Below are 26,714 nucleotides of genomic sequence, written 5' to 3' on the forward strand. Positions count from 1 at the left end.
ATGATAAAAAATATAATTTTCAAGTCCACTATGGTGATGATGCTCTTCGCGACCTTAAACAGTTGTTTAGATTATGAGGATTTAAGGGATAACCCCAATGAACCCAATTCGGTACCTCCCAGTTTAATTTTTACCCAAATCGTTCCAGGGCCGACCACCTCCTTCAGTGGAACCTATGAGAAAATGCAATACCACATGTGGATTGCTACGGACAATGTGTTTTCCCCAAATTTCAATGATGGGTATGATGGCTCGTTTGATTATTCTACATTAAGAAACATAATTCAAATGGAGGAAGAGGCCGAAGCTGCCGGTGCACCTGCCTATATCATTCTTGGAAAATTCTTAAAAGCTAGGATTTTTGTTGAAATGAGTAGGCGAATGGGGGATATTCCGCTATCGGAAGCAGGTCAGGGCATTGATATTCCACAGCCTAAATATGATTCCCAGAAATCCATTTATATACAATGCCTAGATTGGTTGAATGAGGCCAATCAAGAGCTGGGCGCTTATATTTTAGAGAATCCGGGAGTTACCATCGATGGAGACCCCTACTATGGTGGGGACCTAAAACAATGGCAAAAATTTATCAACGCCTATGCCCTTCGAGTGCTGATTTCTCTGAGTAAAAAAGAAAATGAAGCAGGATTGAATGTTAAAGAACGTTTTGCCGCGATTATTAACAACCCTGGCAATTATCCGCTCTTGTCAGGCTTGAGCGATAACGCGCAATTGGAATATAGCAATGAAGATGGTTTCAGGCAAACGTATAATCCTGATGAAGCGGTTCGAAAAGAGGCCGTGGTACTTACTAGCACCTATTTAGATATCCTCATAAACAATGAAGATCCAAGGTTAATGAAAGTGGCAGACCCCACAAAAGATGCCCTTGAGGCCAATCCTGGAAACGAAGTCGCGGTAAGGGCAGATTATAACTCGTATGCGGGAGCTGATATTTCGGGGTCGGCAACGGAAAACTCCTCTAAGAAATTAGATGGCGATTATTCATTTCCAAATGATGAAAGGTTTTGGAACTACGTGGGGCAACCGGGTGTTCTTATGAGCTATTGGGAACAGGAACTGCACATTGCCGAAGCGGCCCACCGTGGTTGGGTATCTGTTGATGCTAGTACCCATTATGATAATGGTGTAACGGCTTCAATGGAATTTTACGGAGTTGATCCTGCTGAAATAAACGATTATTTAACTAATAAGCAGCCCTATTTGGCGGGTGATGCGGGTTTGACCAGAATTTTGGAACAGAAGTACCTGGCGTTTGCAGAAAACTCGGATCATGAATCGTTTTTTACAACACGCAGAACCGGTGTACCCTCATATTTGTTTACTCAAGAACACAATAGTATCGACAGATACCCTGTTCGATGGACGTATCCGGAATCTGAAGATTTGAACAACAAAAATAACTATAGGGCGGCTTTGGTTGCTCAGTTCGGTTCTGAAGTAGATGATAGGGATCAAGTAATATGGATACTACAAGATTAACCAACCTTAAAACACTTATGATGAATAGAATATATATACTAAGAAAAATTAAAAGGATAGCACCGCTATTTCTTTTTACCGTTTTGTTTATTCCCTTTGGCTGTTCTGACAAAGGCGAAGGGTGGAACGATGAAAGATATCTGGAAAATTTCGAGTTTTATCTTTATCATACCAACCCGCTTACCGGAGAAGATTATACCCCTGAAGAATTGGCTGAATTGACCTATGATCCCAGAGAAAAAGAATCATATGCAGAGGGCCAAACAGTAGATTTGGCGGTAGTAACCTCTAAGTTGCCTTCAGAAATTAAGGTCCTCTCTGGAACGGATTTGTCCGTTCTCGAGACTCTGACAGATTTTCCAACTTTTGGGGATCAATTTAAATCTAAGAGTTTTGTATCCAGTTTAGACGCACTTGGTCTCTTGGAAATAGGAGATAAAACTACCCTTAAGTTTGAAATTCTATATGTCGATGGTTCAATTGGGGCCGCCAGCTTTGAAATTAAGAAAGACAAGTTTTTTGATCCGAATGCAGTGATTGATACTTTTGTTTATTTAAAGAAGAGTACTGGCGAAACGATTCCTTTGGCAATTGACGAAAAAGTAACTTCTAGAGTAAAAGATGCGGCATATGGATCTATAGTAGAGTTTAATGGTAGCGATAACCAGGTAGAGATTTTAGAGGTTCCTGAATTGAGTTTTAGGCATGAAAGTGATTATTCCATTGGGTTTTGGGTAAATACGACATCAACGGAAAGTGATCCTGTGATGATCGGAAATCAAGACTGGGGCAGTTCTTCCAACCCGGGACTGACCATAGCCTTCCGTGGTGATAACTGGCGAGTAGCAACCTCAGACGGTGTTACGAAAGCAGATACTGATTATGATGGCAGCTTTAATGATGGTGATTGGCACTACATAGTCACCACTTTTGATCGAGATGGTAACATGACGTTGTATCAAGATGGTGCTTCGGTTGCCACCGCAAGTATGGCAGGTATTGGAAGTTCAAACAGTGGAAACCCACTTCGTGTGGGACAGGATGGTACCGGTGCCTATGGTCAATTTTTTGAAGGAAGCATTGGGGAAATCTCCATCTTTGATTATGTTTTGACTGCTCCACAGGTGGCTGGTATTTCTTCGCCATTGACCGGAGTACAATTAAAAACCCAGGACGGAATCGTCAAGAATTTGTCGGTATCCAACAGCGGAGCTGCCATGGGTAGTGAAAATGATATGTTCGGCTATACATTTAACGGGGCAGATCAATATGCTACTATTGATGACTCAGAATTGGCATTTAGACATGACAGTGATTATTCTATCTCCTTTTGGGTAAATACCACTTCCTCCGACAGTGATCCTGTAATGTTGGGCGATCAAGATTGGGGCAGTTCCAGTAACGATGGCTTGACTATAGCATTTAGGGGTAGTAATTGGCGTGTAGCAACCTCGGATGGAGAAGGAAATAAGGCAGATACCGATTTCAATGGTGGCTTTAATGATGGCCAATGGCATTTGTTGACAGTGGTATTTGATAGGGATGCCAATATGACCATGTACCAAGATGGTAAAGAAGTAGCCAGTACTAGTATGGCCGCGGTCGGGAATACGGAGAGTGGTAATCCGTTGCGATTAGCTCAAGATGGTACAAGTAATTATGGCCAATTTTTCGAGGGTAAAATTGCTGGTGCAGTGATTTACGATTATGCACTTACGGTCGAAGAAGTCGCCTTATTGTTTAATTAAGAGCAAAACCTAATTAGTTGAAAATAGAGTTGAGTTAGTTTAGTTTTTTAAATGAAGGGGAGTCTTAACTGCTCTCCTTTATTTTTCTTGTCTATTGGCCACTCCTTGTATTCAGTGGTAAAGCACAAGTATTTTAAGATGGTTCTATAATTGGTAACTGAATGAATAAAAACAACGTCTTGATAATAATGATGGCATTATCGAGTATAATGTCGTGTTCAAAAAAAGATGCCTCGACAGATTCGGAACAAAATCCAACCGAAGAAGCTATTGTGAAAAAAGTATTGATAATTGGTATTGATGGCTGTAGACCAGACGCGCTTACTAAGGCGAACACCCCGAACCTTGATGCGTTGATGGCTAATGGAACTTATTCCTTGGATGCAAGAAATTCGGGGATTACCTCTAGTGGCCCCGGATGGTCGGCAATGTTGACCGGTGTGTGGGAAGACAAACACAAGGTTGTTGATAATTCGTTCACCGGCAATAATTTCAGCAAATACCCACATTTTTTTAAAAGAATCAAAGAAGCGTATCCAAGTGGTCGTACGGTGTCGGTATCTCAATGGCATCCTATTAATGAACATATTGCGGAAGGCAATGTCGACATAATGAGGAATACCCAAGATACAAGTACCGATGTGAAAAACAAGGCCATTGCCGAAGTTGGGATAGACGACTTGAGCGCCCTGTTCGTTCATTTTGACGATGTAGATCACGCAGGCCATAGCTCGGGTTTTAGCACCAATAATCCCACGTATTTAAATGCTATCGAAACAGTTGACAGCGCTTTGGGAGAAATCGTATCTGTCTTAAAAAAACGGGATAATTATATTGATGAAGAATGGGCGATAATTGTAAGTACCGACCATGGTGGCTTTGGCACTAGCCATGGTGGAAACTCGGAAGAAGAGCGAACCATATTTATGATTGTCAGTGGAGACGGGATTCCAAATAGAAAGATTGCCAAAACAACTACAGAAATAACCCTGCCACCGGTAGATAACTGTTTGGCGAGTACTACGGAACTCCATTTTGATTTGGATACAAGTGTGGAAATATCGAATAATTCAGGATACAACTTTGGTGAGAATCAAGATTTCTCAATAGAGTGCCGCGTTAGAACAAAATTACCTAATGATGTAAGTATCGTTGCCAAAAAGAATTGGGAAAGCGGACTATTGCCTGGGTATGTTTTTTCATTTAAACCCAGCACTAAAAATTTCAAAGTCAATGTCGGTGATGGAAGCCATAGAGTTGATGTCGAGGCGGGAATTATTACCGATAACGAATGGCACACCCTTAGCGCAACTTTTAATAGAGACGGTAATTTATCGGTATATGTTGATGGCGTTTTAAAAAATAGTGCTTCCATGTCCGTGATAGGAAATATAGATAATAGCCTCCCCTTTACTATTGGTGCCGATGGCAATAATGCCTTTAGATATAGTGGTTACCTTGCCGAAGTACGGGTTTTTAACACTTTGTTGAGTGGAGTTGATATTGAAAATTGGAAATGTAAAGTATTGGATGTCACCCATTCAAAAATGGAAAATTTAGTTGGATATTGGAAACTGACGGAAGGGATAGGCGAGATTATAGAAGATTCAAGTTCTTTTGGGGCTGAGGGGGTGCTTGCGGGTGGCGCTTGGGAAGATGCGACTGTTGATAAAATCAATGTGGTCTCCAATTATGAAAATACCCCACGTACGGTCGATGTTGTAAAAACAGCTTTAAACCATCTCTGTATACCGCTCCAACGAGATTGGAATATTGAAGGAAAGTCATGGCTAAGTACAGATTGTTCAAATTAGACATTGATTGATGCTTGGAATAATAGAAAAATGGGATTGTTACTCAGGGTAATTGTTAGTGAATCATTTAACAATTGTAATTTTATTGAGGTATCTAATTGAATTCCGATTCTAATGACGGCAATCAAGAAGTGTGATTATTAGATAGTTTATAGAAATGAAAAGTAGAAATAAAGAATAATCAAAATAAATTCTTAACCCCATATTTATATGTGTTTTAATAAATTGCAAACTATGAAGAAAATAAAAAAAATAGTGTTGGTTTTGTCTGTAATCTTTGTGTATTCCATTAGTAGTGCGCAAACCGATATGTTGAAAAGACGCGTCAAACATGTAGTGGTCATCGGATTTGACGGACTTAGTCCTGATGGTCTAAAGAATGCCAAGACCCCCAATTTCGATCAACTTATTAAAGAGGGCGCCTCAAGCATGCATGCGCGGGGCGTATTACCTACAAGTTCGAGTACCAATTGGGCCACTATGATTATGGGGGCAGGCCCTGAGCAGCACGGTATCACATCCAATGGTTGGAAAGTTAAAGATCATGTGTTGCCTCCTGTGGTCGAAGATGATGAGGCCATATTTCCTACGATATTTAATGTAGTGAATAAACAACTGCCAGATGCCGAGATAGGGGTCATTTATGATTGGGGTGACTTCGGTCGTCTGTTCGAGAAATCTGCCGTTGATTATGATATAAATCCGAAAACGGCGGAAGAAACGGCGAAAACAGCAAGTGCTTATATTGAAGATAAAAAACCCACTTTTACCTTTGTTCATTTAGATCATATCGATCATGCAGGTCATGAGTTCGGTCATGGTTCAGGGGAATATTATAAATCGGTTGAGGTTGCTGATGAACTATTAGGAGAAATAATGAATGCTATTAAAAAAGCAGGAATGTCAAAAAATACATTGGTCATTCTTAGTGCGGACCATGGAGGTTTTGAAAAGGGACATGGGGGCGAAACGCTGGGTGAAATTGAAATTCCTTTTATTCTTTGGGGAAAAGGAATAAAGAAAAATTATAAAATTCCGAATGCGGTCTATCAATATGACAATGCAGCAACTGTTGCATTTGCCTTGGGGCTGAAAAGACCCTGGGCGTGGATTGGCCGGCCATTGATAATGGCCTTTGAAGGTTTCGAAATTGATGACTCCTATCCAATAGTTGAAAAAAAATAAGGCATATCAAATAATAAAAATAAGGCTTTTTTAATCTGAAAAATGGATAACAATAAAAGAACGGAAGGGGATATCAATTCAACTCCTGAGCGGAAAAAATGGGACGCCAAGATTGATGAAAAAACAAGAAAATTGCTGGAAAAGGATGCACGTTATTTTTTGCACCAATCCATGTCAACGCCTTGTTTAGACGTTTTAAAACAATGCGAAGGCTCTTCTATCGAAAACCTTTCGGGAAAGAAGTACCTAGATTTTCATGGGAATAATGTACACCAAATAGGGTTTTCACACCCAAAACTCATCGAGAGAATTACCGAACAATTACAGACGCTTTCTTTTTCCACTAGACGATACACCAATGAGCCAGCCATTGCCTTTGCTGAAAAATTGGCTTCTTTGGCACCTTCTAACTTAAATAGAATATTACTGACTCCCAATGGTAGCTCGGCTGTCGGTATTGCATTGAAATTGGCTAGGGCTATCACCGGAAAACACAAAGTGGTTTCTTTTTGGGATTCTTTTCATGGCGCCTCTTTAGATGCCATCAGTGTAGGTGGTGAATCGGTTTTTAGAGATCGAATAGGCCCGCTTATGCCGGGAGTGGTGCGCATTCCTCCGCCGGTAGCATATCGGGGAATTTTTGAGGGTGATGAATCTAAAAGTTTAGAGTATTTGGAGTATGTGCTTTCCAAAGAAAATGATATTGGTGCTTTTATCGCCGAGACAATTCGTAACACCGATGTGCAGATACCATCGGCCAACTTTTGGAAAACGGCCCGCCAACTTTGTGATAAGCATGGGGTCTTATTAATTCTTGATGAAATTCCAATTGCTTTAGGGCGTACAGGGAAAATGTTCGCTTTTGAACATTACGATGTTGAACCTGATATTCTCTGTTTGGGAAAAGGTCTAGGTGGCGGTATATTTCCCCAAGCTGCCATAATAACTCGTGACGACTATAATAAATTCGGCGATATTTCATTGGGCCACTACACCCATGAGAAAAGTCCGTTGGGTTCCGTAGCTGGTTTGACCGCTTTGGAAATTTTGGAGGAAGAACACCTCATGGAAAAGGTTGCCGATGATGAGGTCTTTATGCGTAGTGAACTCGAAAAACTTAGTGACAAATATGAAATTATTGGAGATGTTCGAGGTATAGGATTGCTTTGGGGCGTCGAGTTGGTGGAGAGTAGAAAAACTAAGGTAAAGGCAATTGATGCGGCCGAGAAGGTAATGTATGCTTGTCTAGATCAAGGGCTTAGTTTCAAGGTGTCGGCAGGTAATGTGTTACAGCTCTCACCGGCGCTGACAATTTCTAGAGAGGATTTAGAGAAAGCACTTCGAATAGTGGATAAAAGTTTGTCAATAGTAGAAACTAGTAAAAAAAATAATGGATAAGTACGATAGTAATTTTACTAATAGTAAAATTATTGTATTTTAGTGCAAAATTAAACGATAACAGACTACATAACAAATGAAAATCAATAACAGAGATTATCCGGTCCAGAAGAAAACTATAATCGGCATTTGTATGGATGGTACTTCCTATCCATATTATGAGGGAGCAAAAGACGTAATGCCCAACTTGCAACGCTTTATTAAAGAAGGTTCCATGGGAATGGTCAAAAGTGTCATTCCTTCCTTTACCAATCCGAACAACATGGCGATTGTTACCGGTGTTCCTCCCAAGGTCAATGGAATTTGTGGTAATTTTTACTGGGATACCGAACTTCAGGAAGAAGTCATGATGAATGACCCTAAATACCTGAAAGTACCGACTATATTATCTGAATTCAGTCAAAGCGGACGTAAAGTGGCCGTCGTAACTGCCAAAGATAAATTGCGTAAAATGTTGGCGCATAACCTTGATGGTATCTGTTTTTCTGCTGAATTTGCCAATCAGGCGACCAAAGAAGAAAATGGTATCGATAACGTAGAGCAAGGTTTGATGGGAAAAGAAAGACCTGGGATTTATGATCCCTATATATCTGTCTACTGTATTGAGGCTGGTGCCAAATTATTGAAAAAGGAACACTTCGATGTGATGTACCTGACCACTACCGATTTTGTACAGCACAAATATGCACCTGGCAGTGCCGACGCAAACGACTTTTTGTCAAAAATTGACTATTGGTTGGGTGAATTGGATAAGCAGGGTGCTATTATAGGTGTAACCGCGGATCATGGCATGCAGGCAAAAACAAATGCCGATGGTTCCCCAAAAGTACAGTTCATCGAACAACTGTTGAACGAACAACAAATTAAAGCAAGGGTAATATTGCCAATTACTGACCCCTATGTTGTTCATCACGGAGCACTTGGGGGGTATGGCACGCTATATTTAGAAGATAAGTCACAATTAAATGCCGCAAAAGATTACCTGTTAGGTCTTGATGGTATCGAAACGGTATTGACAAATGCCGAAGCTGTAGAGCGGTATGAACTTCCCGGTGACCGTATAGGCGATTTGGTGGTTTTGTCAGATGCTGCTACCACCATCGGTAGAACCCCTGATTGGCATGACCTAGAAAAAGTTAAAGAAGGTCTTCGTTCACATGGTAGCGAACATTCACAAGACGTACCCATGATTTTCAATAAAAAGCTGAATGCGGAATACCAAGAGAAACTAAGCTCGGGAAAAAGCCGAAATTTTGATTTGTTCCATTACTTGAGCAACGGATTTTAATTTACCAACTTAATATTTAACCATGATAGAATTTGGAAGTATAATCAACGGAAAGCAGGTAAAAGGTGACGAATGGATAGATGTTTTCAATCCCTATACCAAGAAAAAGGTTGGGCGTGTTTCATCGATAAATCTAAAGGACCTCGACAAAGTGTTGAAAGACACTAGGAATACGAAAATTACACTTACCCGTTACGAACGCTATGACATCTTGAATAAAATAGCGAATGCCCTTGAAGAACGGGTCGAAGAGGTAAGTAAAATGATTACCGACGAAACCGGACTGTGCTATAAAGATACCCGCTATGAGGCGAGTAGAGTTTCCGATGTGTTGCGATTTTCTGCCATGAAAGCGCTAGATGATGACTCGCAGGTTTTTCCCTGTGATGTTTCGAAAAATGGTAAACCAAGAAGAATATATACCACAAGGGTACCCTTAGGGCTGATTAGTGCCATCACCCCGTTTAACCACCCTATGAATCAGGTGGTGCATAAAATTGCCCCGGCGATAGCCACAAATAATACGGTGGTGTTAAAACCTTCGGAAAGAACACCTTTGTCAGCGTATTATTTTGCGCAATTGGCATTAGATTGTGGGCTGCCGCCGAATATGTTAAATGTGATAAACGGCGCCGATGTTGAGGCAACGGCCGAAATGATGACTGTGCATCCTGACATTACGATGGTTTCTTTTACAGGGGGAAGCAGGGTAGGTAAAATAATTGCTTCCAGGGCGGGATATAAAAAGTTGGTTCTAGAGCTTGGTGGAAGTTCAGCACTGCTTGTTTTGGAAGATGCAGATATTGATGAAGCAGTTGAGGTGACCATGTCGGGAACTTTTAAAAATTCTGCACAACGGTGTACAGCCGTTCGCAGAATACTGGTACATGAAAGCATTGCCGAAACCTATGCAGAACGATTGGCAAATCGCGTCAAGGCTTTAAAGTATGGAGACCCCTATGATGAGAATAACGATATGGGTACGGTAATTACCGAAGCATCTGCCAAAGAAATGGAAGCACGGGTACAAGATGCCATCGATAATGGCGCTGTCTGTCTTGCAGGTCATAAGCGAGATGGAGCTTTGTATGCACCGACTGTCTTGGATCATGTGCAAAATGCCCATGAAGTTGTTGCTAAAGAAACGTTTGGTCCCGTAGCGCCGATAATAAGGTTCAAAACATTGGACGAAGCTATTGAAATAGCCAATGATACGCCTTACGGCCTGTCGGGTGGGGTGGTGAGTAACCATTGGCCATCCATTCAAAGGGTTATTACCGAGTTGGATACGGGAACCGTTAATGTCAACGAAGCACCCAGTTACCGATTGGAATGGACGCCCTTTGGAGGTGTGAAAGATTCCGGACTTGGTTACAAAGAAGGCGTGATCGAGACGATGAAAGGATACACCTACGTAAAAACGTATTCCCTGCCTTGGGATATCGCTTAACCAAAAACTCAGCATGAAAATTAAAAGAAATGTATTATTGAATCCGGGTCCGGCTACGACAACCGACTCGGTTAAATTGGCGCAAGCTGTTCCCGATATTTGCCCGCGGGAAAAAGAATTTGGGGATTTGATGGAATTTTGTGCAACAGAAATTACAAAATTTGTCGGTGACCCTAAAGATTATGCTACCGTCCTTTTCGGAGGGTCGGGAACCGCGACCGTTGAGGCTATATTAAATTCGGTAGTTCCTGAAAACGGCAAAATACTCATCATTGACAATGGTGCCTACGGAAAAAGAATGCGCCAAATAACGAGTATTTATAATATTGATACGGTCGCTTTTGAATCGTCTTCGATCGTTCCCATTGATTTAAAGGCTTTAGAGGTTGTTATCGAAAAGGAAAACGGATTGACCCATTTGGCCATGATCCATCACGAGACCACAACGGGTCTTTTAAACGATATTACGGCCGTAGGAAAACTTTGTGAGAAATACGGGATTAGTTTTATTGTGGATTCAATGAGTGGTTTTGCAGCGATTCCTGTTGATATGAAAGCCATGAATATCGATTACTTGGCGGCCAGTTCGAATAAGAATATACAGGGCATGGCAGGTATTGGTTTTGCTATTTGCAATAAGAAAGTGCTTGAAACAACGGCATCCATACCACCAAAAAGCCTATACCTGAATCTATATGCTCAATATGCCTATTTTGAAAAGACCCACCAGACAAGGTTTACGCCTCCTGTACAAACTTTTTATGCCTTGAAACAGGCGATATTGGAAACCCAGGAGGAAACCATAGAACAAAGGTATGAAAGATATAGTCGATCTTGGGAAACATTGCTTGAGGGATTGGAGAAATTAGGATTGGATTATTTAATTGACAAGAAATACCATTCGAAGATCATCACTTCTATCATCGAACCCAATAGTCCGAAATACAATTTTGAAGAAATGCATGACTTCTTTTTCGATAGAGGTTATACGATATATCCGGGAAAGGTAAATAACTACGACACTTTTCGTATTTCGAACATTGGGCAAATAGATTATACCGACATACAAGGTTTTCTGAAAATACTGGAAGCTTATTTAAAGCAGATAAATTTTATATAGACCATTATCGAATATATTTGAATACGTAAAACCAACCCAACCCGTATATGGCATTGACAGCAGACCAACGTTCTTGGAGAAAAAGAATCTTTATTTTAACATGGCTTGCATATGCAGGGTTTTATTTTGGAAGGAAGAACCTTTCTGTCACATGGAGCTCCATGGAGGCGGATCTCGGCCTCGATAATTCGGACTATGCCACGATTATTTTTATTTACAGTCTTGTTTATACGATAGGTCAATTTTTGAATGGTTATTTGTCAGATACTTTCGGTCCGCGTAAAGTGGTTTCGATAGGACTCTTCTTGGGCGCAATCGCAAACTTGTTTTTGGGATTCTCATTTTCCATTGGAATTATTATTTTCTTGATAGCGGCCAATGGTTATGGGCAATCGACGGGATGGAGCGGACTTATAAAGAACATGACTCCCTGGTTTCGAATAAATGAACGCGGTATCGTTATGTCGTGGTGGTCGACCTGCTATGTTACCGGCGGATTTTTAGCTACCGTTTTTGCGACTTATGTAGCTTTTGATATGGATTTTCTTTCTGAATTGGGATGGAAAAGAGGCTTTATTTTTCCTTCGATAGTTCTTTTCGTGATTGCACTGCTTTACCTTCTTTTTACTAGGAACAATCCTGAAGATGTAAATGTGCCCGTAATTGTTGAAGATAAATACAAATTCGAGGGGGAATCTAAAGGAGAAAAGTTGAAAATTTTGGCCCTCCTTATTAAAAATAGATCTCTTTGGATTTATTCCAGCTGTTACTTCATCCTAAAAATGACCCGCTATGCTTTTCTCTTTTGGTTGCCTATATATCTTGAAAAAGGATTGAATTATGAGGTTAGCGATGCCGGGTATATTTCGTCGGTCTATGAACTGATCGGCTTTTTTGGGGTAATTATTGCGGGATATAGTTCTGACAAACTTTTTCAATCAAGGCGGTTCAGTACGGTTTCCATCATGCTTTTTGCCCTCGGCCTGGCCTGTTTGGCACATCCGCATTTAGCTCCTTTGGGAAAATGGGCAACCATACTCAGTATAGCGATGATCGGTATATTTACTTATGGCCCCGATTCCCTGATTTGTACCGCTGGATCTATGGATGTTGGTGGAAAAAAAGGCGCCGCCATGGCCGCAGGCATCATCAATGGTGTTGGCTCGATTGGGCAAATGATTTCCGGATTTGTCGTTATGGCGATCAATGTACGTTTCGGCTGGGACAACCTTTTTAATTTCTTTGTCATTATGTCTTTTGTCGCAGGTGGGTTGGCTGCGCTGAAGTGGAATCATAAGAGTGTTGATGAACATATTGTAACCTAATTTCGATTCCTGAACTTCAAGGGAAACGAAGCAACGACCAACTATTTTGAATAAAAATAACACGACCATTCCAAAAGCCGATCTTGTAATTGTAGGTGGGGGTATTTTTGGCTGCGCCATCGCCTACTATTTCTCCCGTAATAATCCTGATAAAAAAGTTATTTTATTAGAGCGCAATGAGCTTAATAATGCTGCGACAAGTAGGGCTGCAGCATTGATGACGATGGTACGTTCTAAACGTTCTTACATTCCCCTGACCATAGAGACCTTTAAGGTGGCGAAGGAAATGGAACGCGAGTTAGGGGAAACTCTCGATTTCAAAAATTCCGGAATGCTGCATGTAGCTGCAAGTGATGCTAAGGTGAAAGCGCTTGAAGAGTTGATGCAAATCGCAAAGGAATACAACCAAGAAGCTTACTACATTTCGCCCGAAGAGGCACGTAAAAAAGTTCCTTGGCTCAAAACGGATGAGGCTTTGAAAATCGGATTTGTTCCTAATGAAGCCTATTGCGATCCTTATATGCTGGGTACTTTTTTTGCACGTTGTGCCAAAAGACAGGGCGCTGAAATTCGGTTGGGTGTTGAGGCCCTTGGATTGTTAGGGGAGGGTGACAAAATTGTCGGGGTCAAGACTTCCGAAGGAAATATTCATACTGAATGTGTCATCGATGCAGCAGGTGTTTGGGCACCTATTTTGGCTAATGAAGCAGGTGTCGGACTTCCCATGGCTCCGGTAAGAAGTCAATACTGGATTACCGAACGCTCCGAGTTATTTCCTGTTGATTCACCAATGGTATTGCTGCCCGATGCACAGGCGTATGCCAGACCGGAAGGAGGAAGCCTCCTTTTTGGTATAAGGGAAAGTAATTCTGTAGTGGAATCGCCCAAAAAGGTGCCACGTGATATTTCTGATTTTGTTTTCAGTGACGACGACGGCATGAATGATTTGATTGAAAACGGAGAAAAATTGGCGCGCTTTTTTCCGGGATTCTACGATATAGGAATAAAATACTATGTGGCAGGATTTTCAGGGTATACCCCCGATTCGCAACTTGTACTGGGAGAAATACCGGGTGTTAAAGGTCTTTTGATTGCCTCCGGTTGTTGTGGTGCCGGCATTTCGGTTGCAGGTGGAGTAGGGCTAGGTATGGCTGAATTGGCAGCGGGAAGGATAAATCCATTTGATTATTCAGAGTTTAGCGTAAAAAGATTTGGAGAGATTGATTCTTTTTCGAACGATTGGCTTGAACGATGTGCCGCTGCCCGTTCAAACAAAGTAAGCGGTTAAATTGAAAAAATATGGAAAGTAAGGATAGGAAAGGACGTCGCAAGTTTATCGCAAAACTCGGCCTAGGGACCACAGCATTGGGCTTGGGCACTATAAATACATTTGCTTTTTCTCCAAAGAAAAAAGAAACCAACCTGAAGTCGCAGCCTGTGAACGTAGGGTTTATTACCGACGTACATCACGGTTTTTGCAAAGATGGGTTACAACGTTTACAGGTGTTTATCGACCATGCTTCCCGAAGGAAACTTGATTTCATTATCCAAGGAGGCGATTTTTGTCATCCCACTCCCGAAGGCAATGAATGTATTGATCTTTGGAATTCATATCCCGGCGAGAAATACCATGTTCTGGGCAACCATGATATGGACAAAGGGACCAAACAACAGGCAATGGATTTTTTCGGGATGAAGCATAATTACTATTCTTTTGATAAAGGTGATTTTCATTTTGTGGTTATGGACGGTAATTATATTCTGGAAGATGGTGAATATAAAGACTATGGTAACGCCAATTTTTATATTGACCAGCCCAATAGAAGTTTGGTCAATCCTGAACAAATTGAGTGGTTGCGCGAAGATTTGGCGAAAACCGATAAACAGTGCATCATTATATCGCATCAGGCTTTTGATGAAATTTGGGACGGTTGGTCTTCACCCAGCAGGTTTGCCGTACGTAAAGTGATTGATGACGCCAATAATCGTACCGACTTTCAAAAAGTAATTGCTTGTTTTTGTGGCCATCATCATGTCGATGACCATAGTTTTATCAATAATGTACATTACTTTCAAATGAACAGTGCATCCTATTTCTATGTGGGTGAGGGGTACGGCTCTGACGATAGTAGGGCCATGTACGAAGATTCATTATTTGCGTTTTTAACTCTAGATCCGAGAGGAACTATTAATATTGAAGGAAGGGAGAGTAAATTTGTGCGACCGACACCAGCGGAAAAGAATCATCCCGATGCCCCGAGATTGTCGGCGTCAATAAGTGATAGAACCGAAATATTCTCTGAAAAAAGATAAAAGCGACGCCACATATGAATTTAAAAAGAATTCTTGTTTTTATAGTGATCTTATTAACTTTTATAAATCCCTCAAAGGCGCAAGACCCCATTTTTTATTTAAATTTTGACGATAAAGAAGTCAAAGAGACCATCGTGTCAAAAGAAGAGGCCGTTTATATGGTCGATTTGCAGCAATCGCAATTCACTCAGGGTTTAACAGGAAAAGCATTGGATTTATCGGCGCATGCAGCATTGCGAAGGCCGATAAAATTGGAGAAAGGGAAACTTCCAAATTTTGATGCACAGACGTCTTTTTCTGTACAGATTTGGGTCAAAACCTTGCCCGATGCCCGAATGGGTACACCCATTATGGGTAACAAAAAAGTAGATGATGAATCCACAATTGGCTGGCAGGTCTATACCGAGAATAATGGGGCTTGGGCACTACTTCTGAATGATGGAAAAAGCATCTATACTTACAAGCCAACAGCGAAAAGGCAACGAATAAATGATGGGGAATGGCATCAGATAGTCGTTACGATTCAGCGGGATAAACAGGAAGTTTGGATATACTTTGACGGAGAAAATACCGCCATTTACAATACCCCCGGTTTGGGTGGCTTGGAAACCGAATGGTCAACAGTGATAGGTGGGTCTGACGAAAAATGGGAATATGGCTCCAATGGGCAATGGAATGCCTTCAATGGATTTATAGATGAGGTAAAGATGTGGAAGCGGTCACTGACGTCAACGGAGGTCAATAAGTTGTATACTCGATTTTATCCCAAGACACAGCGTAAAGAAGAACAGTATAACCCGAAGCATTTAAAAGTATTGGCATGGAATATTTGGCACGGCGGACATAGATATGGCCAAGAAGTGGGAGTGCAACGGGTAATCGAAACCATAAAAGCTACCAATGCCGATATTGTCGGTTTAATTGAAACCTACGGTTCTGGTGAGATTATTGCCGATGCGTTAGGCTATCATTTTTATTTGATCAGTTCGAACTTGTCAATAATGAGCCGTTATCCTATTACGGAAACAATCAAAGCTTTTAAACCCTTTAACTTTGGTGGTGCCAAATTAAAAATAGGTCCGACAAAAGAACTTATCTTTTTTGATACTTGGCTTCATTATTTACCTGACTACAGCTCGAGCATTATTAAAGAAAACAAAAAGACTAAAGAGTTGATTGCGGATGAAGCGGCCACCCGACATTCGGAAATCAAACAAATACTAAAAGAAATAAATCCTTATTTAAAAAATGCAGAGGCTTTACCTATTATTATGAGTGGCGATTTTAATATAGGTTCCCATTTAGATTGGACAGAACGTACGAAAGCCATTCACTATAATAAAATAGTAGCTTGGCCCGAAAGCAAGGAAATGAAGAAGTCTGGTTTTATCGATAGTTATCGCGAACTACATATTGACCCACTGCGGGACCCCGGTTTCACGTGGACACCTAGAGCGGCAACATCATCTGATAAATATGGATTGAGGGACAGAATTGATTACATCTATTACAAAGGAACATCACTTGACGCGATAGAATCTAAGGTCATCGATTATCATCCTATAATGTTTCCCTCAGACCATGCTGCGGTTATTACGGTTTTCCAATTAAAATAAACGTACCATATTATGAAAGGTTTGTATCGGTTTTTTGTATTAACGGGTCTTGTACTGCTCATTACATCGTTTTGTCTTAGTAAGACTCATGAATTTTCTGTTATCTCCTATAATGTCTGGAATGGTTTTGAAAGCCAGGTAGAGCGTCGCGATGCGTTTGTACAATGGGCTATCGGGCATGATGTAGATGTAATTGCATTTCAAGAGCTGAATGGTTTTACTCAAGCATCCTTTGAGCAACTGGCTAAAACGTGGGGGCATCCCTATGCGATAATTGTTAAGGAGAATGGATATCCGGTCGGAATATCTTCTAAGCATCCGATTACCAATATTTACCGATTTATGAAGGGTATGCACCATGGAGGGTTGTACGCCGAGATAAAAGGAATCAATTTTTTCGTTGTACATTTTTCACCGTTTAGTAGCGCAAAAAGAACGGAAGAAGCCAATGCCGTCATTGATTTTTTGGAAAGGAAAGATAAGTTACAAGAGCAGACTATAATTTTAGGTGATTTCAATGCTTTTACTCCACACGATAGTTCGTTCTATGCACGTACGGGCATACGAGATAGAATGTATCTCAAACAGAAAGATAATGAGATTCTTCGGAATTTGAATAGTAAGAACGAAATCGACTATCAAGTCATTGATTCATTTCTAAAAAAGGGATTTTATGATAGTTTCTCTCTTTTTCATAGCGCATTTGAGTCCAGTTTTCCCACCAAGGTATTTCCCACAGTATCACCCAACGATTTTGTAAAAATTGACCATGCCTTAATTTCAAAAAAGTTAAAAAGAGCTTCTAAGGAAGTAAACTTAATTAAAGATGCTGTAACCGATACCCTTTCCGACCATTACCCACTGAAGGTCATTTTTCGAATAAATAAATAAGGTCTTATTTTGTTTCTAGTACTGTTGAAGGCTTTTTGGTATATCGACCTACTTGCATTTGGGAGACCCGATTCAGGTGACTATGCCCAATTACAAAGCGTATAATTCAAAGATACAAATGTCTTTCATTCAATTTTTTTGGACTAAAATTGCATATATCGGACTTTAAACTTAACATAAGTATTTAAAATATAATATATATCAAGAAATGTCTATTTTTGTAGCCTAAACACAATCAAGGTCTTAAGGGTCTTGAAACCAACCAATATAATAAATGGACGATATATTAATTAATATCGGTAGACAGTTAAAACTGGCCCGCCAAAAAAGAGATTTGACCTTGCAACAAGTAGCACGAAGAACGGGTGTTAGTGCAGGGTTAATTTCAAAAATCGAAAACCTAAGAACAACGCCTTCCTTACCGGTACTCCTAAAAATAATGCAGACCTTAAGTATCGACCTTGCCGAATTGGATCTTTCTTCCAATATCAGTGGTAACTATATTCACGTCAAAAATGGACAAGGCACGAAAGAGGACCGGGAAGATTCCAAAAATCTGGAATATACACACTTACTTTCCAGCACTACTTCAGATAATAGTCTGCGTGTCTATATTGTGAAAGTAGCGCCGGGGTCTTACCGCAAACCTATTTCCACCAACGCAAATGAACTGGTATATGTGCTTAGTGGACAATTGACGTACATGATTAAAAAAGACAATGTATACCTAGAACAGGGAGATTTGTTATTTTTTGACGGTTCTGTACCGCATGGCCTGTCGAATGAAAGCGATACTCCGGCTATTTTATTGAAAATTTATCTGTTGAACTAAGCGGCGTTTTATCCTATCTTAAAAAATTTAGTATAGCTAAGATTGACTTGGATGTTCCCATGGACCTCGGTAATCACGTTTTAAGAGTTGGGTCGCCGCTGCATCGTCGATTATTATCTTATTTTTTGGATCATAAACTAGGGGCCTTTCGGTCTTCATGGCCAAGTTGGCCAAGATACAACTGGCGGTAGAAATATGCCCTTCTTCAATGTCGGCAACAGGCCTTGTTCCCTTTTCGATGGCATTTAGAAAATCAAGCATATGCAAACGTGTAGCCGGTGCCGCATTTAATTCAATGTCTTTTTCAGTAAGGTCTTCAGGATATTTTTCCTTTTCGTACAATACATCAAAGTGTATAGGGTCACCACCACCTTGAGGTATAAAATCGGCTTTCATGGTGCTACCCATTAATGTTCCTTTTTCTCCAAACAATTTAAATGACCATGGGTATTCTGGGTCGGCCGGTGTGCCCCACGTACGATGGTTCCAGATACAATTAAGTTCTTCATATTCAAAAATAGCGGTTTGGGTATCTGCGATATTTGATTTACTATCCTTTTGCACATAAATTCCGCCCGTGGCACTAATTCGTTTCGGCCATCCCAGGTCTAACATCCATCGAACGGTATCTAGCATATGAACACACATATCTCCAGTAATGCCATTGCCATATTCCATAAAGGCGCGCCACCAGCGCCGGTGTGGCAACCCGTCGTAAGGGCGAAGGGGTGCGGGTCCTGTCCACATATCATAATCTAAATACTCGGGAACCGGTTGTACCGGAGGGTTATCTTTGGCCCGCATATGATAATAACAGCACATCTCGACATGCGAAATTTTACCTAAAAGACCTGCGTCAACGATTTGCTTTTTAGCATCGATTAGATGGGGTGTACTTTTTCGTTGTGTTCCAACTTGAACCACTTTATTATATTTTCGGGCAGCGGCGACCATAGCTTCTCCTTCGAGCACATCAACGCTAATGGGTTTTTGTACATATACATGTGCGCCCGCTTTTAGGGCATCGATACATTGCAAGGCGTGCCAATGGTCGGGAGATCCAATGAGTACAATGTCCAAATCTTTTTTTGCCAACATTTTTCGATAATCGGAATACACTTTCGGCTTTTTTCCCGACTTCTGCCTTTGACTGACCAACTCGGCAGCTTCGGTCAATAAATGCTCATCAACATCACAAAGTGAGATAACTTCCACATTGGCAACCTGAATGAGCCGGAAAAGATCACTTTTGCCATACCATCCTGTTCCTATTAGTCCAACACGCCAAGTTTTTTCACTGGGAGTAAAATCAAGACCATAGGCTCCAAACGAAGATAATACCATGGCTGCACTGGTGCCTTTTAAAAATTTTCTCCGATCGAAATGAATTTTGGTGTTTTCCATAATAAGTTTTTGTTGTTGGTTGTATCTTAGTGATGCATTGTATGTAGCTTCTTCAAGCCAAAATAGTAATGCATTTGAAAGGCATAAGTTAGCAAATGATTTTTTATTGGTGAAACCTTATTCATGCAATCTCTTTGTACCTTGAAATGTAAAATATATCTATAAACAATTTCGGTTTTCAGTGTAGGCATTGTCGAATTCCTTCTAAGAAGTTTATCTTAATTTCCGCATAAGCTAGGTGTCAATCGTATAATTCTTACTGTTGCTATAAAAGAAGTATTTTAGCAAGATTAATTGCTATGATAAAAGATATGATGTATAAAACATCCAATACGAGTATAATGAAGGCAACCCTATTGTCACTAGTGTTTTTATTTTCTTGCAAAGAGAATACCGGTCAACAAGATTCGGGGCATAAATACACCAATGCCCTGATCAATGAGACTAGTCCGTATCTTTTGCAACATGCCCATAATCCCGTAAACTGGCAACCATGGAGCCAAGAGGCGTTGGACACTGCAAAAAAGGAAAATAAATTGGTCTTGGTAAGTATCGGATATTCGTCATGTCATTGGTGCCATGTTATGGAAGAGGAGACTTTTGAGGATGAAGCCATCGCTAAAATCATGAATGAAAATTTCATTAATATCAAGGTAGACCGCGAAGAACGTCCTGATGTAGACCACGTATATATGACCGCCTTACAGTTGATAAAGGGAAACGGGGGATGGCCGCTGAATATGATTGTTTTGCCCAATGGTAAACCTTTATATGGTGGTACTTATCATACAAACGAGCAGTGGGGCGAGGTGCTTACGAAGGTGAGCGAATTGTATAAGAACGACCCTAAAAAAGCTGGGGAATATGCCGATATGGTCGCTGCCGGTATTGCCGAAGCCAATGTTATTGAACCAACGGATAACAAAGGTATGTTGACCCAAAATACTTTGGACGAAAGTGTCGATGTTTGGGCCAAAAACTGGGATTTGGAATGGGGAGGTGTTCGAGGACCTCAAAAATTTATGTTGCCCGGAAATTTGGATTTCCTTATTGATTACGGAAAAATAAACAATAGTGAAAAGGCTAGAGCCCATGTAAAAAATACGTTGGACAAAATAGCCCAGGGTGGAGTATACGACCATCTTGCCGGTGGATTTTTCAGATACAGCACCGATAAGCAGTGGAAGGTACCCCATTTCGAAAAGATGCTGTATGACAATGCGCAATTACTAAGCTTATATGCCAAGGCTTACTTAACTTTTGAAGAACCAGCGTATAAAAAGTTGGTTTCTCAAACGATAGCCTTCTTAGATCGTGAAATGAAAAATCCCGAGGGAGGTTATTATGCGGCTATCGATGCAGATAGCGAAGGAGAAGAGGGAAAATTCTATATATGGACGGAGACGGAATTAAAAGCAGTTTTAGCCAACGATTTTGAATTGTTCGCCAAGTATTACAATATACAACCTGAGCACCTTTGGGAAGATGGTAAGTACGTCTTGTATCGCACAATGACCGATAAAGAATTTATGGAGGAAAACAATATCCTACCGACCGATTTAGAAACTTTCAAGAGGCGGGTGAATGATTTGCTTTTAAAGACAAGGGAAAAACGAGTGCGCCCCGGTACCGATGATAAAATTTTAACTTCTTGGAACGCATTATTGATTAGTGGTTTTGTAGATGCCTATAAAGCATTTGACGAAAAGGAATTTCTTGAGAAAGCCGAATCGGTTTTTAGTTTCATCAGGAAAAAAAGTTTCCAAAACGGACACTTGCGCCATTCCTATAAAGAAGGTGACAAACGTACTGATGGCTTCTTAGAAGATTATGCCTATATGATCGATGCTTCACTTAATCTATATGAGGCGACCATGGATGAAGAATATCTGAATTTTGCCGAGGAATTGAATAGTATTACTGAAAGGGAATATTCAGATTCGGCTTCTGGCATGTTTCATTATAGCAATAGTGATGAACTTGTTGCCAAGATTATAAAAACGGATGACGGGGTATTGCCTTCGCCCAACGCGGTTATGGCACATAATTTATTTCAACTGGGGCATATTCAATATAACAGGGATTTATGGAATAAATCAGAATCTATGCTATCATCGATGGTACCTTTAGTAAGTGAGCATGCCCAGAGCTACGCGAAGTGGAATGCCCTATTGCAAAATATAGCCCTCCCGTATTTTGAAATTGCGGTAGTCGGTAAAAATGCGCCTGCGCTTGTTCAGAAAATCAACAAATTGAACCTATCGAATGCCTTGGTGGTGGGTAGTGTTTCAGAGAGCGAATTACCATTGTTTAAAGGCAGGTACGTTGATGGCGAGACCTTTATCTACGTCTGTCAAGATGCCACTTGTAAGCTTCCGGTAGCGACTGTGGAGGAGGCATTAATTCAAATGGCTAATTTTTAAACAACTCTTGATTTTGTTTCATTTATAGTACCATTTGTGTCAAACAGTGAGGAATAGTTAATTGTTTGTATAAAAAAAGGGATTTTTTAGTTTAAATTTCTAATTTAGGCCATCTAAGAAAAACCATATTATGCAAATTAAAGAATCCTCAGAAGTTTATGACGTGATTATCGTCGGTTCAGGTGCGGGTGGCGGCATGGCTACCAAGCAATTGGCCGATGCTGGTTACAATGTTGCCGTGGTTGAGGCAGGTCCGTTTTTTGACCCGGCAGACCCCACTACAATGACCCAATTAAAATGGCCCTACGATTCACCTCGACGAGGTGCTGGAACCGATCGGGCTTTTGGAGAATGGGACATGTCTTATGGCGATTGGAAAGTTGAAGGTGAACCCTATACCCATGCCGAAGGAACTACATTCCGTTGGTGGCGTTCAAGAATGCTTGGAGGTCGAACGAACCATTGGGGAAGGATTTCACTCCGTTTTGGACCAAAAGATTTTAAAGGAAAAACGCGCGATGGCCACGGTGAAGATTGGCCGATTGGGTATGACGACGTAAAACCATATTACGATAAAGTAGATAAATTAATCGGGGTTTTTGGTACTAATGAAGGGTTAGAAAATGATCCGGACGGTTTTTTTCTTCCGCCGCCAAAACCAAGGTTGCACGAACTTTTTTATATAAAAGGCGCTAAAAAATCGGGCGTTCCTGTAATTCCTGGTCGCCTTTCAATGCTTACCAAGCGTATCAATAATGAGCGTGGAGTTTGTTTTTATTGTGGTCAATGCAACCGGTCGTGCCAAGTATACGCTGATTTCTCCGCGGGTAGTTGCTTAATTTTTCCTGCACAGAAAAGCGGCGGAAAAGTGAAGATATTCGTAAACTCTATGGTGCGTGAAGTGACCACGAATGCCGAAGGAAAAGCTACAGGAGTTTCGTATATTAGTAAAGATGATAGAAAAGAATATAAGCTAAAGGGTAAAGTTGTAGTGCTAGCAGCTTCGGCTTGTAGTTCTGCACGAATTCTTTTAAATAGTAAAAGTAAACAACACCCGAACGGTTTAGGAAATAGCAGTGACTTAGTGGGTAAATATTTACACGATTCTACGGGTAGTAGTGGTTCTGCATTTGTACCTGGTTTAATGGATCGCGATGTTTCTTACAACGAAGATGGGGTAGGAGGCATGCACGTTTATAGTCCTTGGTGGGGTGATAATAAAAATCTAGACTTTCCAAGGGGGTATCATATTGAAGTTTGGGGTGGTATGGGCCAACCCAATTATGGATTCGGATTTGACCAGAGTAATTTTAATAAATTATTAGGATTGCCAACAGGTGGATATGGAGATAAACTACGTGGTGAGGTTAAAAAATACTATGGAGCCATCGTAGGCTTTGGTGGTAGAGGTGAAGGTTTGGCGGTAAAGGAGAATTATTGCGAAATTGACCCTACAACAGTAGATGATTATGGTATACCTGTGCTAAAGTTCAATTATAAATGGTCAGATATAGAAGTACGTCAGGCCAAGCACATGCAGGACACTTTCGAAGAAATTTCACATAATATGGGTGGAATTTATTTAAACAAACCAGGAAAGGATAGAGACTATGGGTTACATGCTCCTGGTGAAATTATCCATGAAGTAGGTACGACCCGTATGGGCGATGATCCGAAAACGTCGGTAACCAATAAATTTAATCAGTTACATGATGTAGACAACGTTTTTATTGTTGATGCCGGACCCTTTGTGTCGCAAGCCGATAAAAACTGTACCTGGACAATCTTGGCCTTATCTTGGAGGGCATCCGATTATATTATCGAACAATTGAAACAACAAAATATCTAATGATGGACAGAAGAAAGAGTATACAAACGATGATTCTTGGTGCTGGCGCATCTGCTATCGCCTTTCATGGATGTAAGCCTGAAAGTGGCGAGGCTGTAACACAGGAAGTTGCTACTACTGACACCAAATATTTTGGCCGGACGCCTAAAGAATTGGAGCGCATTGAAAAATTAAATGCGGAGCAGTTGTTCAATGCCCATGAAATGGAAACCATTGCCGTGCTAAGTACTGTAATTCTTCCGCCAAAAGAACCACATGGTGGGCCTATCGAAGCTGAAGTTCCTGAGTTTATCGAGTTTATCGGTAAAGACATGCCTCAAATGCAAAATACCCTCTTGGGCGGTTTAATGTGGTTAGACCATAAATCGAATACCGATTATGGGGTTGAATTCAAGGCCGCTACTTTAGAGCAGCAAAAGGAAATTTTGGATACGATTTGTTTTCATGACACTGAAAAGCCATTGGATGACCAAGCTTTGGAAATTCAATTTTTCGCACTCATGCGTAACTTGGTTGTTACCGGCTATTATACATCAAAGGTTGGTATTGCCGACTTGGGGTACAAGGGTAACTCTCCCAATGTTTGGGATGGTGTTCCCGATGAGGTGCTAAAACAACATGGCGTAGAGTATGATCCAGAGTGGATTGCCAAATGTGTTGACCAAAGTAAGCGTAATGAAATCGCCGAATGGGATGAAAAAGGAAATTTATTGACTTAGGTAAATTCTTGGTTATAATAAATAAAATACTTCCTTTCCATGAAGGGAAGTATTTTGTATTTTAGGGTGTTTTCAATTGAATACTAATTGTTTATCATATGCGTAAAGCCACAATACTTTTGTTTTTACTGCTGTTCACCATATCTGGGTCGGCTCAAGAAATAGGACTACAACTGTATAGTTTGCGAAATGAGTTCAAGAAAGACGTTCCCGGTACATTCGCCAAAATTAAGAGTTGGGGTATTACTAAAGTGGAAGATGGAAATGATGGTACCCAAGGGTATACCCTAAACGAATACAAGGCTCTTTTGGCTAAAAATAACTTGGAAATCGTCAGTGCAAGTGCACCCTTTGAAGAATTAAAAAATAGTCCTGAAACGGTTATTAAAAGAGCCAAAGATTATGGGTCAAAATATGTAGTCTGTTTTTGGATTCCGCATAAGGATACTATTTTTACCATCGATGATACCAATCTGGCCTTGGATGTTTTTAACAAGGCAGGAAAAAGAATGAAAGCAGCCGGCATTACCTTGGTTTATCATCCACACGGTTATGAATTTCGACCTTATAAGAATGCTACTTTGATGGATTATATGATTGAAAAATCTGAATATTTTGATTTTGAAATGGATGTTTATTGGTTCGCCCATCCTGGGGAAAATCCCGTCGAATGGTTGAGGAAATACCCGAATGAATTTAAACTGATGCACCTAAAGGACTGTCAAAAGGGAGTGGTCGGAAATCAAAACGGGCAATCTGATGTAGAAACGAATGTAACCTTGGGTTCGGGCCAGATAAATATCGCGGAAATTGTGACGGAAGCAAAAAATAGGGGACTACAATATTTGTTCATTGAAGATGAGTCTTCAAGGGTAGTGAACCAAGTACCTCAAAGTTTGGAATATTTACGAAGCTTGGAAGAATAGAAAATACAATCTTAACAATACAGCTATAATGAAAAAAATTACAACACTTCTTTTACTGACTTTATGTACCATATCGATTAATGCACAAGAAATTGGTATTCAACTTTACAGTTTAAGAAATCAATTTAAGACCGATGTGCCTGGTACTTTAGATATAATTCAATCTTGGGGCTTGACTAATCTCGAAGGGGGTGGTACTTATGGGCTATCAACGGAGGATTTCAAAAGTGAATTAGAAAAAAGAGATTTAGATGTTGTCAGTGTCGGTGCCTCATATGATGATCTGAAGAACGGAAAGGTCGATGAAATCATTAAAAATGCGAAGGCCTACGGCGCAAAATATGTGATGTGTGCATGGATTTCACACGACGGAAACAATTTTGATATCGAGAAAACAAAAGAAGCCACCGAAGTATTCAATAAGGCAGGCAAACAATTGAAAAAGGAGGGTATTACGCTAGCATATCATGCCCATGGCTATGAGTTCCGCCCGTATAAAGGTGGAACCTTGTTTGATTATATGGCACAGCACGCCAACCATTTTGCTTTTGAGATGGATGTCTATTGGGTAAAGCACGGTGGTGCGGATCCTTTGACCTTGTTGAATAAGTATCCTGAAAAATTCGTGCTTTTGCACTTAAAAGATCTCGAAAAAGGAGTGAAGGGAAACAATACGGGGCATGAAGATGTAGAGACCAATGTAGTGCTAGGTACTGGGCAGATAGATATTGCCGGCGTTGTCAAACGAGCCAAAGAGTTGGGTGTGGTCAAATACATGTTTATTGAAGATGAATGTTCACGTGTAGTGGAACAAGTACCACAAAGTTTGAAGTTTTTAAGTGAATTGGAATAACGAACTACTTTTATAAATTTTGCACTTTCCCCAAGATTGATGACTCGGCCTAATTAG

The 26,714-nt window shown here is 40.6% G+C and carries 20 protein-coding genes; 19 read left to right on the forward strand and 1 reads right to left on the reverse strand.

Annotated elements, in window-relative coordinates; translation table 11 throughout:
• The 14 genes from BLS33_RS18465 (at position 1) to BLS33_RS18530 (ending at position 18,483) form a co-directional block, all read left to right on the forward strand.
• A complete protein-coding gene (locus BLS33_RS18465) occupies positions 1-1,503 on the forward strand; it encodes a SusD/RagB family nutrient-binding outer membrane lipoprotein (protein WP_089893086.1) in 1,503 nt (500 codons plus the stop codon).
• Positions 1,504-1,520: 17 nt separating this feature from the next.
• Positions 1,521-3,251 carry a LamG domain-containing protein gene (locus BLS33_RS18470; RefSeq protein ID WP_176801441.1) on the forward strand — a complete coding sequence of 577 codons (1,731 nt, stop codon included), beginning with the start codon at positions 1,521-1,523 and terminating at the stop codon, positions 3,249-3,251.
• Between the two features lie 161 nt (positions 3,252-3,412).
• Positions 3,413-5,065 carry an alkaline phosphatase family protein gene (locus BLS33_RS18475; protein ID WP_089893090.1) on the forward strand — a complete coding sequence of 551 codons (1,653 nt, stop codon included), beginning with the start codon at positions 3,413-3,415 and terminating at the stop codon, positions 5,063-5,065.
• Between the two features lie 234 nt (positions 5,066-5,299).
• On the forward strand, positions 5,300-6,250 hold the full coding sequence (locus BLS33_RS18480; protein WP_176801442.1) for an alkaline phosphatase family protein: 951 nt from the start codon (positions 5,300-5,302) through the stop codon (positions 6,248-6,250).
• A gap of 42 nt (positions 6,251-6,292) precedes the next feature.
• Entirely contained in the window at positions 6,293-7,648 is a 1,356-nt protein-coding gene (gene pbfA, locus BLS33_RS18485) for a (R)-1-hydroxy-2-aminoethylphosphonate ammonia-lyase (protein WP_089893095.1), read from the forward strand.
• Between the two features lie 76 nt (positions 7,649-7,724).
• The gene (phnA, locus tag BLS33_RS18490) at positions 7,725-8,936 is read left to right on the forward strand and encodes a phosphonoacetate hydrolase (RefSeq protein ID WP_089893098.1); all 1,212 of its coding nucleotides are present in this window, start codon (positions 7,725-7,727) and stop codon (positions 8,934-8,936) included.
• A 22-nt stretch (positions 8,937-8,958) separates the two neighbouring features.
• A complete protein-coding gene (phnY, locus tag BLS33_RS18495; RefSeq protein WP_089893101.1) occupies positions 8,959-10,386 on the forward strand; it encodes a phosphonoacetaldehyde dehydrogenase in 1,428 nt (475 codons plus the stop codon).
• Positions 10,387-10,399: 13 nt separating this feature from the next.
• Positions 10,400-11,506: a 2-aminoethylphosphonate aminotransferase gene (locus tag BLS33_RS18500; protein WP_089893104.1), complete on the forward strand. Its 1,107-nt coding sequence runs from the start codon at positions 10,400-10,402 to the stop codon at positions 11,504-11,506.
• A 47-nt stretch (positions 11,507-11,553) separates the two neighbouring features.
• The gene (locus tag BLS33_RS18505) at positions 11,554-12,831 is read left to right on the forward strand and encodes an MFS transporter (RefSeq protein ID WP_089893107.1); all 1,278 of its coding nucleotides are present in this window, start codon (positions 11,554-11,556) and stop codon (positions 12,829-12,831) included.
• A gap of 46 nt (positions 12,832-12,877) precedes the next feature.
• Positions 12,878-14,119: an NAD(P)/FAD-dependent oxidoreductase gene (locus BLS33_RS18510; RefSeq protein WP_176801443.1), complete on the forward strand. Its 1,242-nt coding sequence runs from the start codon at positions 12,878-12,880 to the stop codon at positions 14,117-14,119.
• Positions 14,120-14,130: 11 nt separating this feature from the next.
• Complete coding sequence (locus BLS33_RS18515; RefSeq protein ID WP_089893113.1) at positions 14,131-15,144, forward strand: metallophosphoesterase family protein; 1,014 nt, start codon at positions 14,131-14,133, stop codon at positions 15,142-15,144.
• 14 nt (positions 15,145-15,158) lie between these two features.
• Complete coding sequence (locus BLS33_RS18520) at positions 15,159-16,760, forward strand: LamG-like jellyroll fold domain-containing protein (protein ID WP_089893116.1); 1,602 nt, start codon at positions 15,159-15,161, stop codon at positions 16,758-16,760.
• 12 nt (positions 16,761-16,772) lie between these two features.
• A complete protein-coding gene (locus BLS33_RS18525) occupies positions 16,773-17,651 on the forward strand; it encodes an endonuclease/exonuclease/phosphatase family protein (RefSeq protein WP_089893119.1) in 879 nt (292 codons plus the stop codon).
• 274 nt (positions 17,652-17,925) lie between these two features.
• Positions 17,926-18,483, forward strand: coding sequence for a helix-turn-helix domain-containing protein (locus BLS33_RS18530; protein ID WP_089893123.1), 558 nt, complete (start codon positions 17,926-17,928; stop codon positions 18,481-18,483).
• 36 nt (positions 18,484-18,519) lie between these two features.
• On the opposite strand, the gene BLS33_RS18535 is transcribed toward BLS33_RS18530, so the two are convergent.
• On the reverse strand, positions 18,520-19,887 hold the full coding sequence (locus tag BLS33_RS18535; protein ID WP_089893126.1) for a Gfo/Idh/MocA family protein: 1,368 nt from the start codon (positions 19,885-19,887) through the stop codon (positions 18,520-18,522).
• A gap of 341 nt (positions 19,888-20,228) precedes the next feature.
• Between BLS33_RS18535 and BLS33_RS18540 the strand changes: the two genes are divergently transcribed.
• The 5 genes from BLS33_RS18540 (at position 20,229) to BLS33_RS18560 (ending at position 26,657) form a co-directional block, all read left to right on the forward strand.
• The gene (locus BLS33_RS18540; RefSeq protein WP_089893202.1) at positions 20,229-22,310 is read left to right on the forward strand and encodes a thioredoxin domain-containing protein; all 2,082 of its coding nucleotides are present in this window, start codon (positions 20,229-20,231) and stop codon (positions 22,308-22,310) included.
• A 130-nt stretch (positions 22,311-22,440) separates the two neighbouring features.
• Positions 22,441-24,159 carry a GMC family oxidoreductase gene (locus BLS33_RS18545; RefSeq protein ID WP_089893129.1) on the forward strand — a complete coding sequence of 573 codons (1,719 nt, stop codon included), beginning with the start codon at positions 22,441-22,443 and terminating at the stop codon, positions 24,157-24,159.
• Between the two features lie 2 nt (positions 24,160-24,161).
• The gene (locus tag BLS33_RS18550; RefSeq protein WP_089893205.1) at positions 24,162-24,878 is read left to right on the forward strand and encodes a gluconate 2-dehydrogenase subunit 3 family protein; all 717 of its coding nucleotides are present in this window, start codon (positions 24,162-24,164) and stop codon (positions 24,876-24,878) included.
• 98 nt (positions 24,879-24,976) lie between these two features.
• Complete coding sequence (locus BLS33_RS18555; RefSeq protein ID WP_089893132.1) at positions 24,977-25,804, forward strand: sugar phosphate isomerase/epimerase family protein; 828 nt, start codon at positions 24,977-24,979, stop codon at positions 25,802-25,804.
• A gap of 28 nt (positions 25,805-25,832) precedes the next feature.
• A complete protein-coding gene (locus BLS33_RS18560) occupies positions 25,833-26,657 on the forward strand; it encodes a sugar phosphate isomerase/epimerase family protein (RefSeq protein ID WP_089893135.1) in 825 nt (274 codons plus the stop codon).
• Positions 26,658-26,714 lie beyond the last annotated feature (57 nt).

It is taken from the genome of Kriegella aquimaris (assembly GCF_900103215.1).
Taxonomy (GTDB): Bacteria; Bacteroidota; Bacteroidia; order Flavobacteriales; family Flavobacteriaceae; genus Kriegella; species Kriegella aquimaris.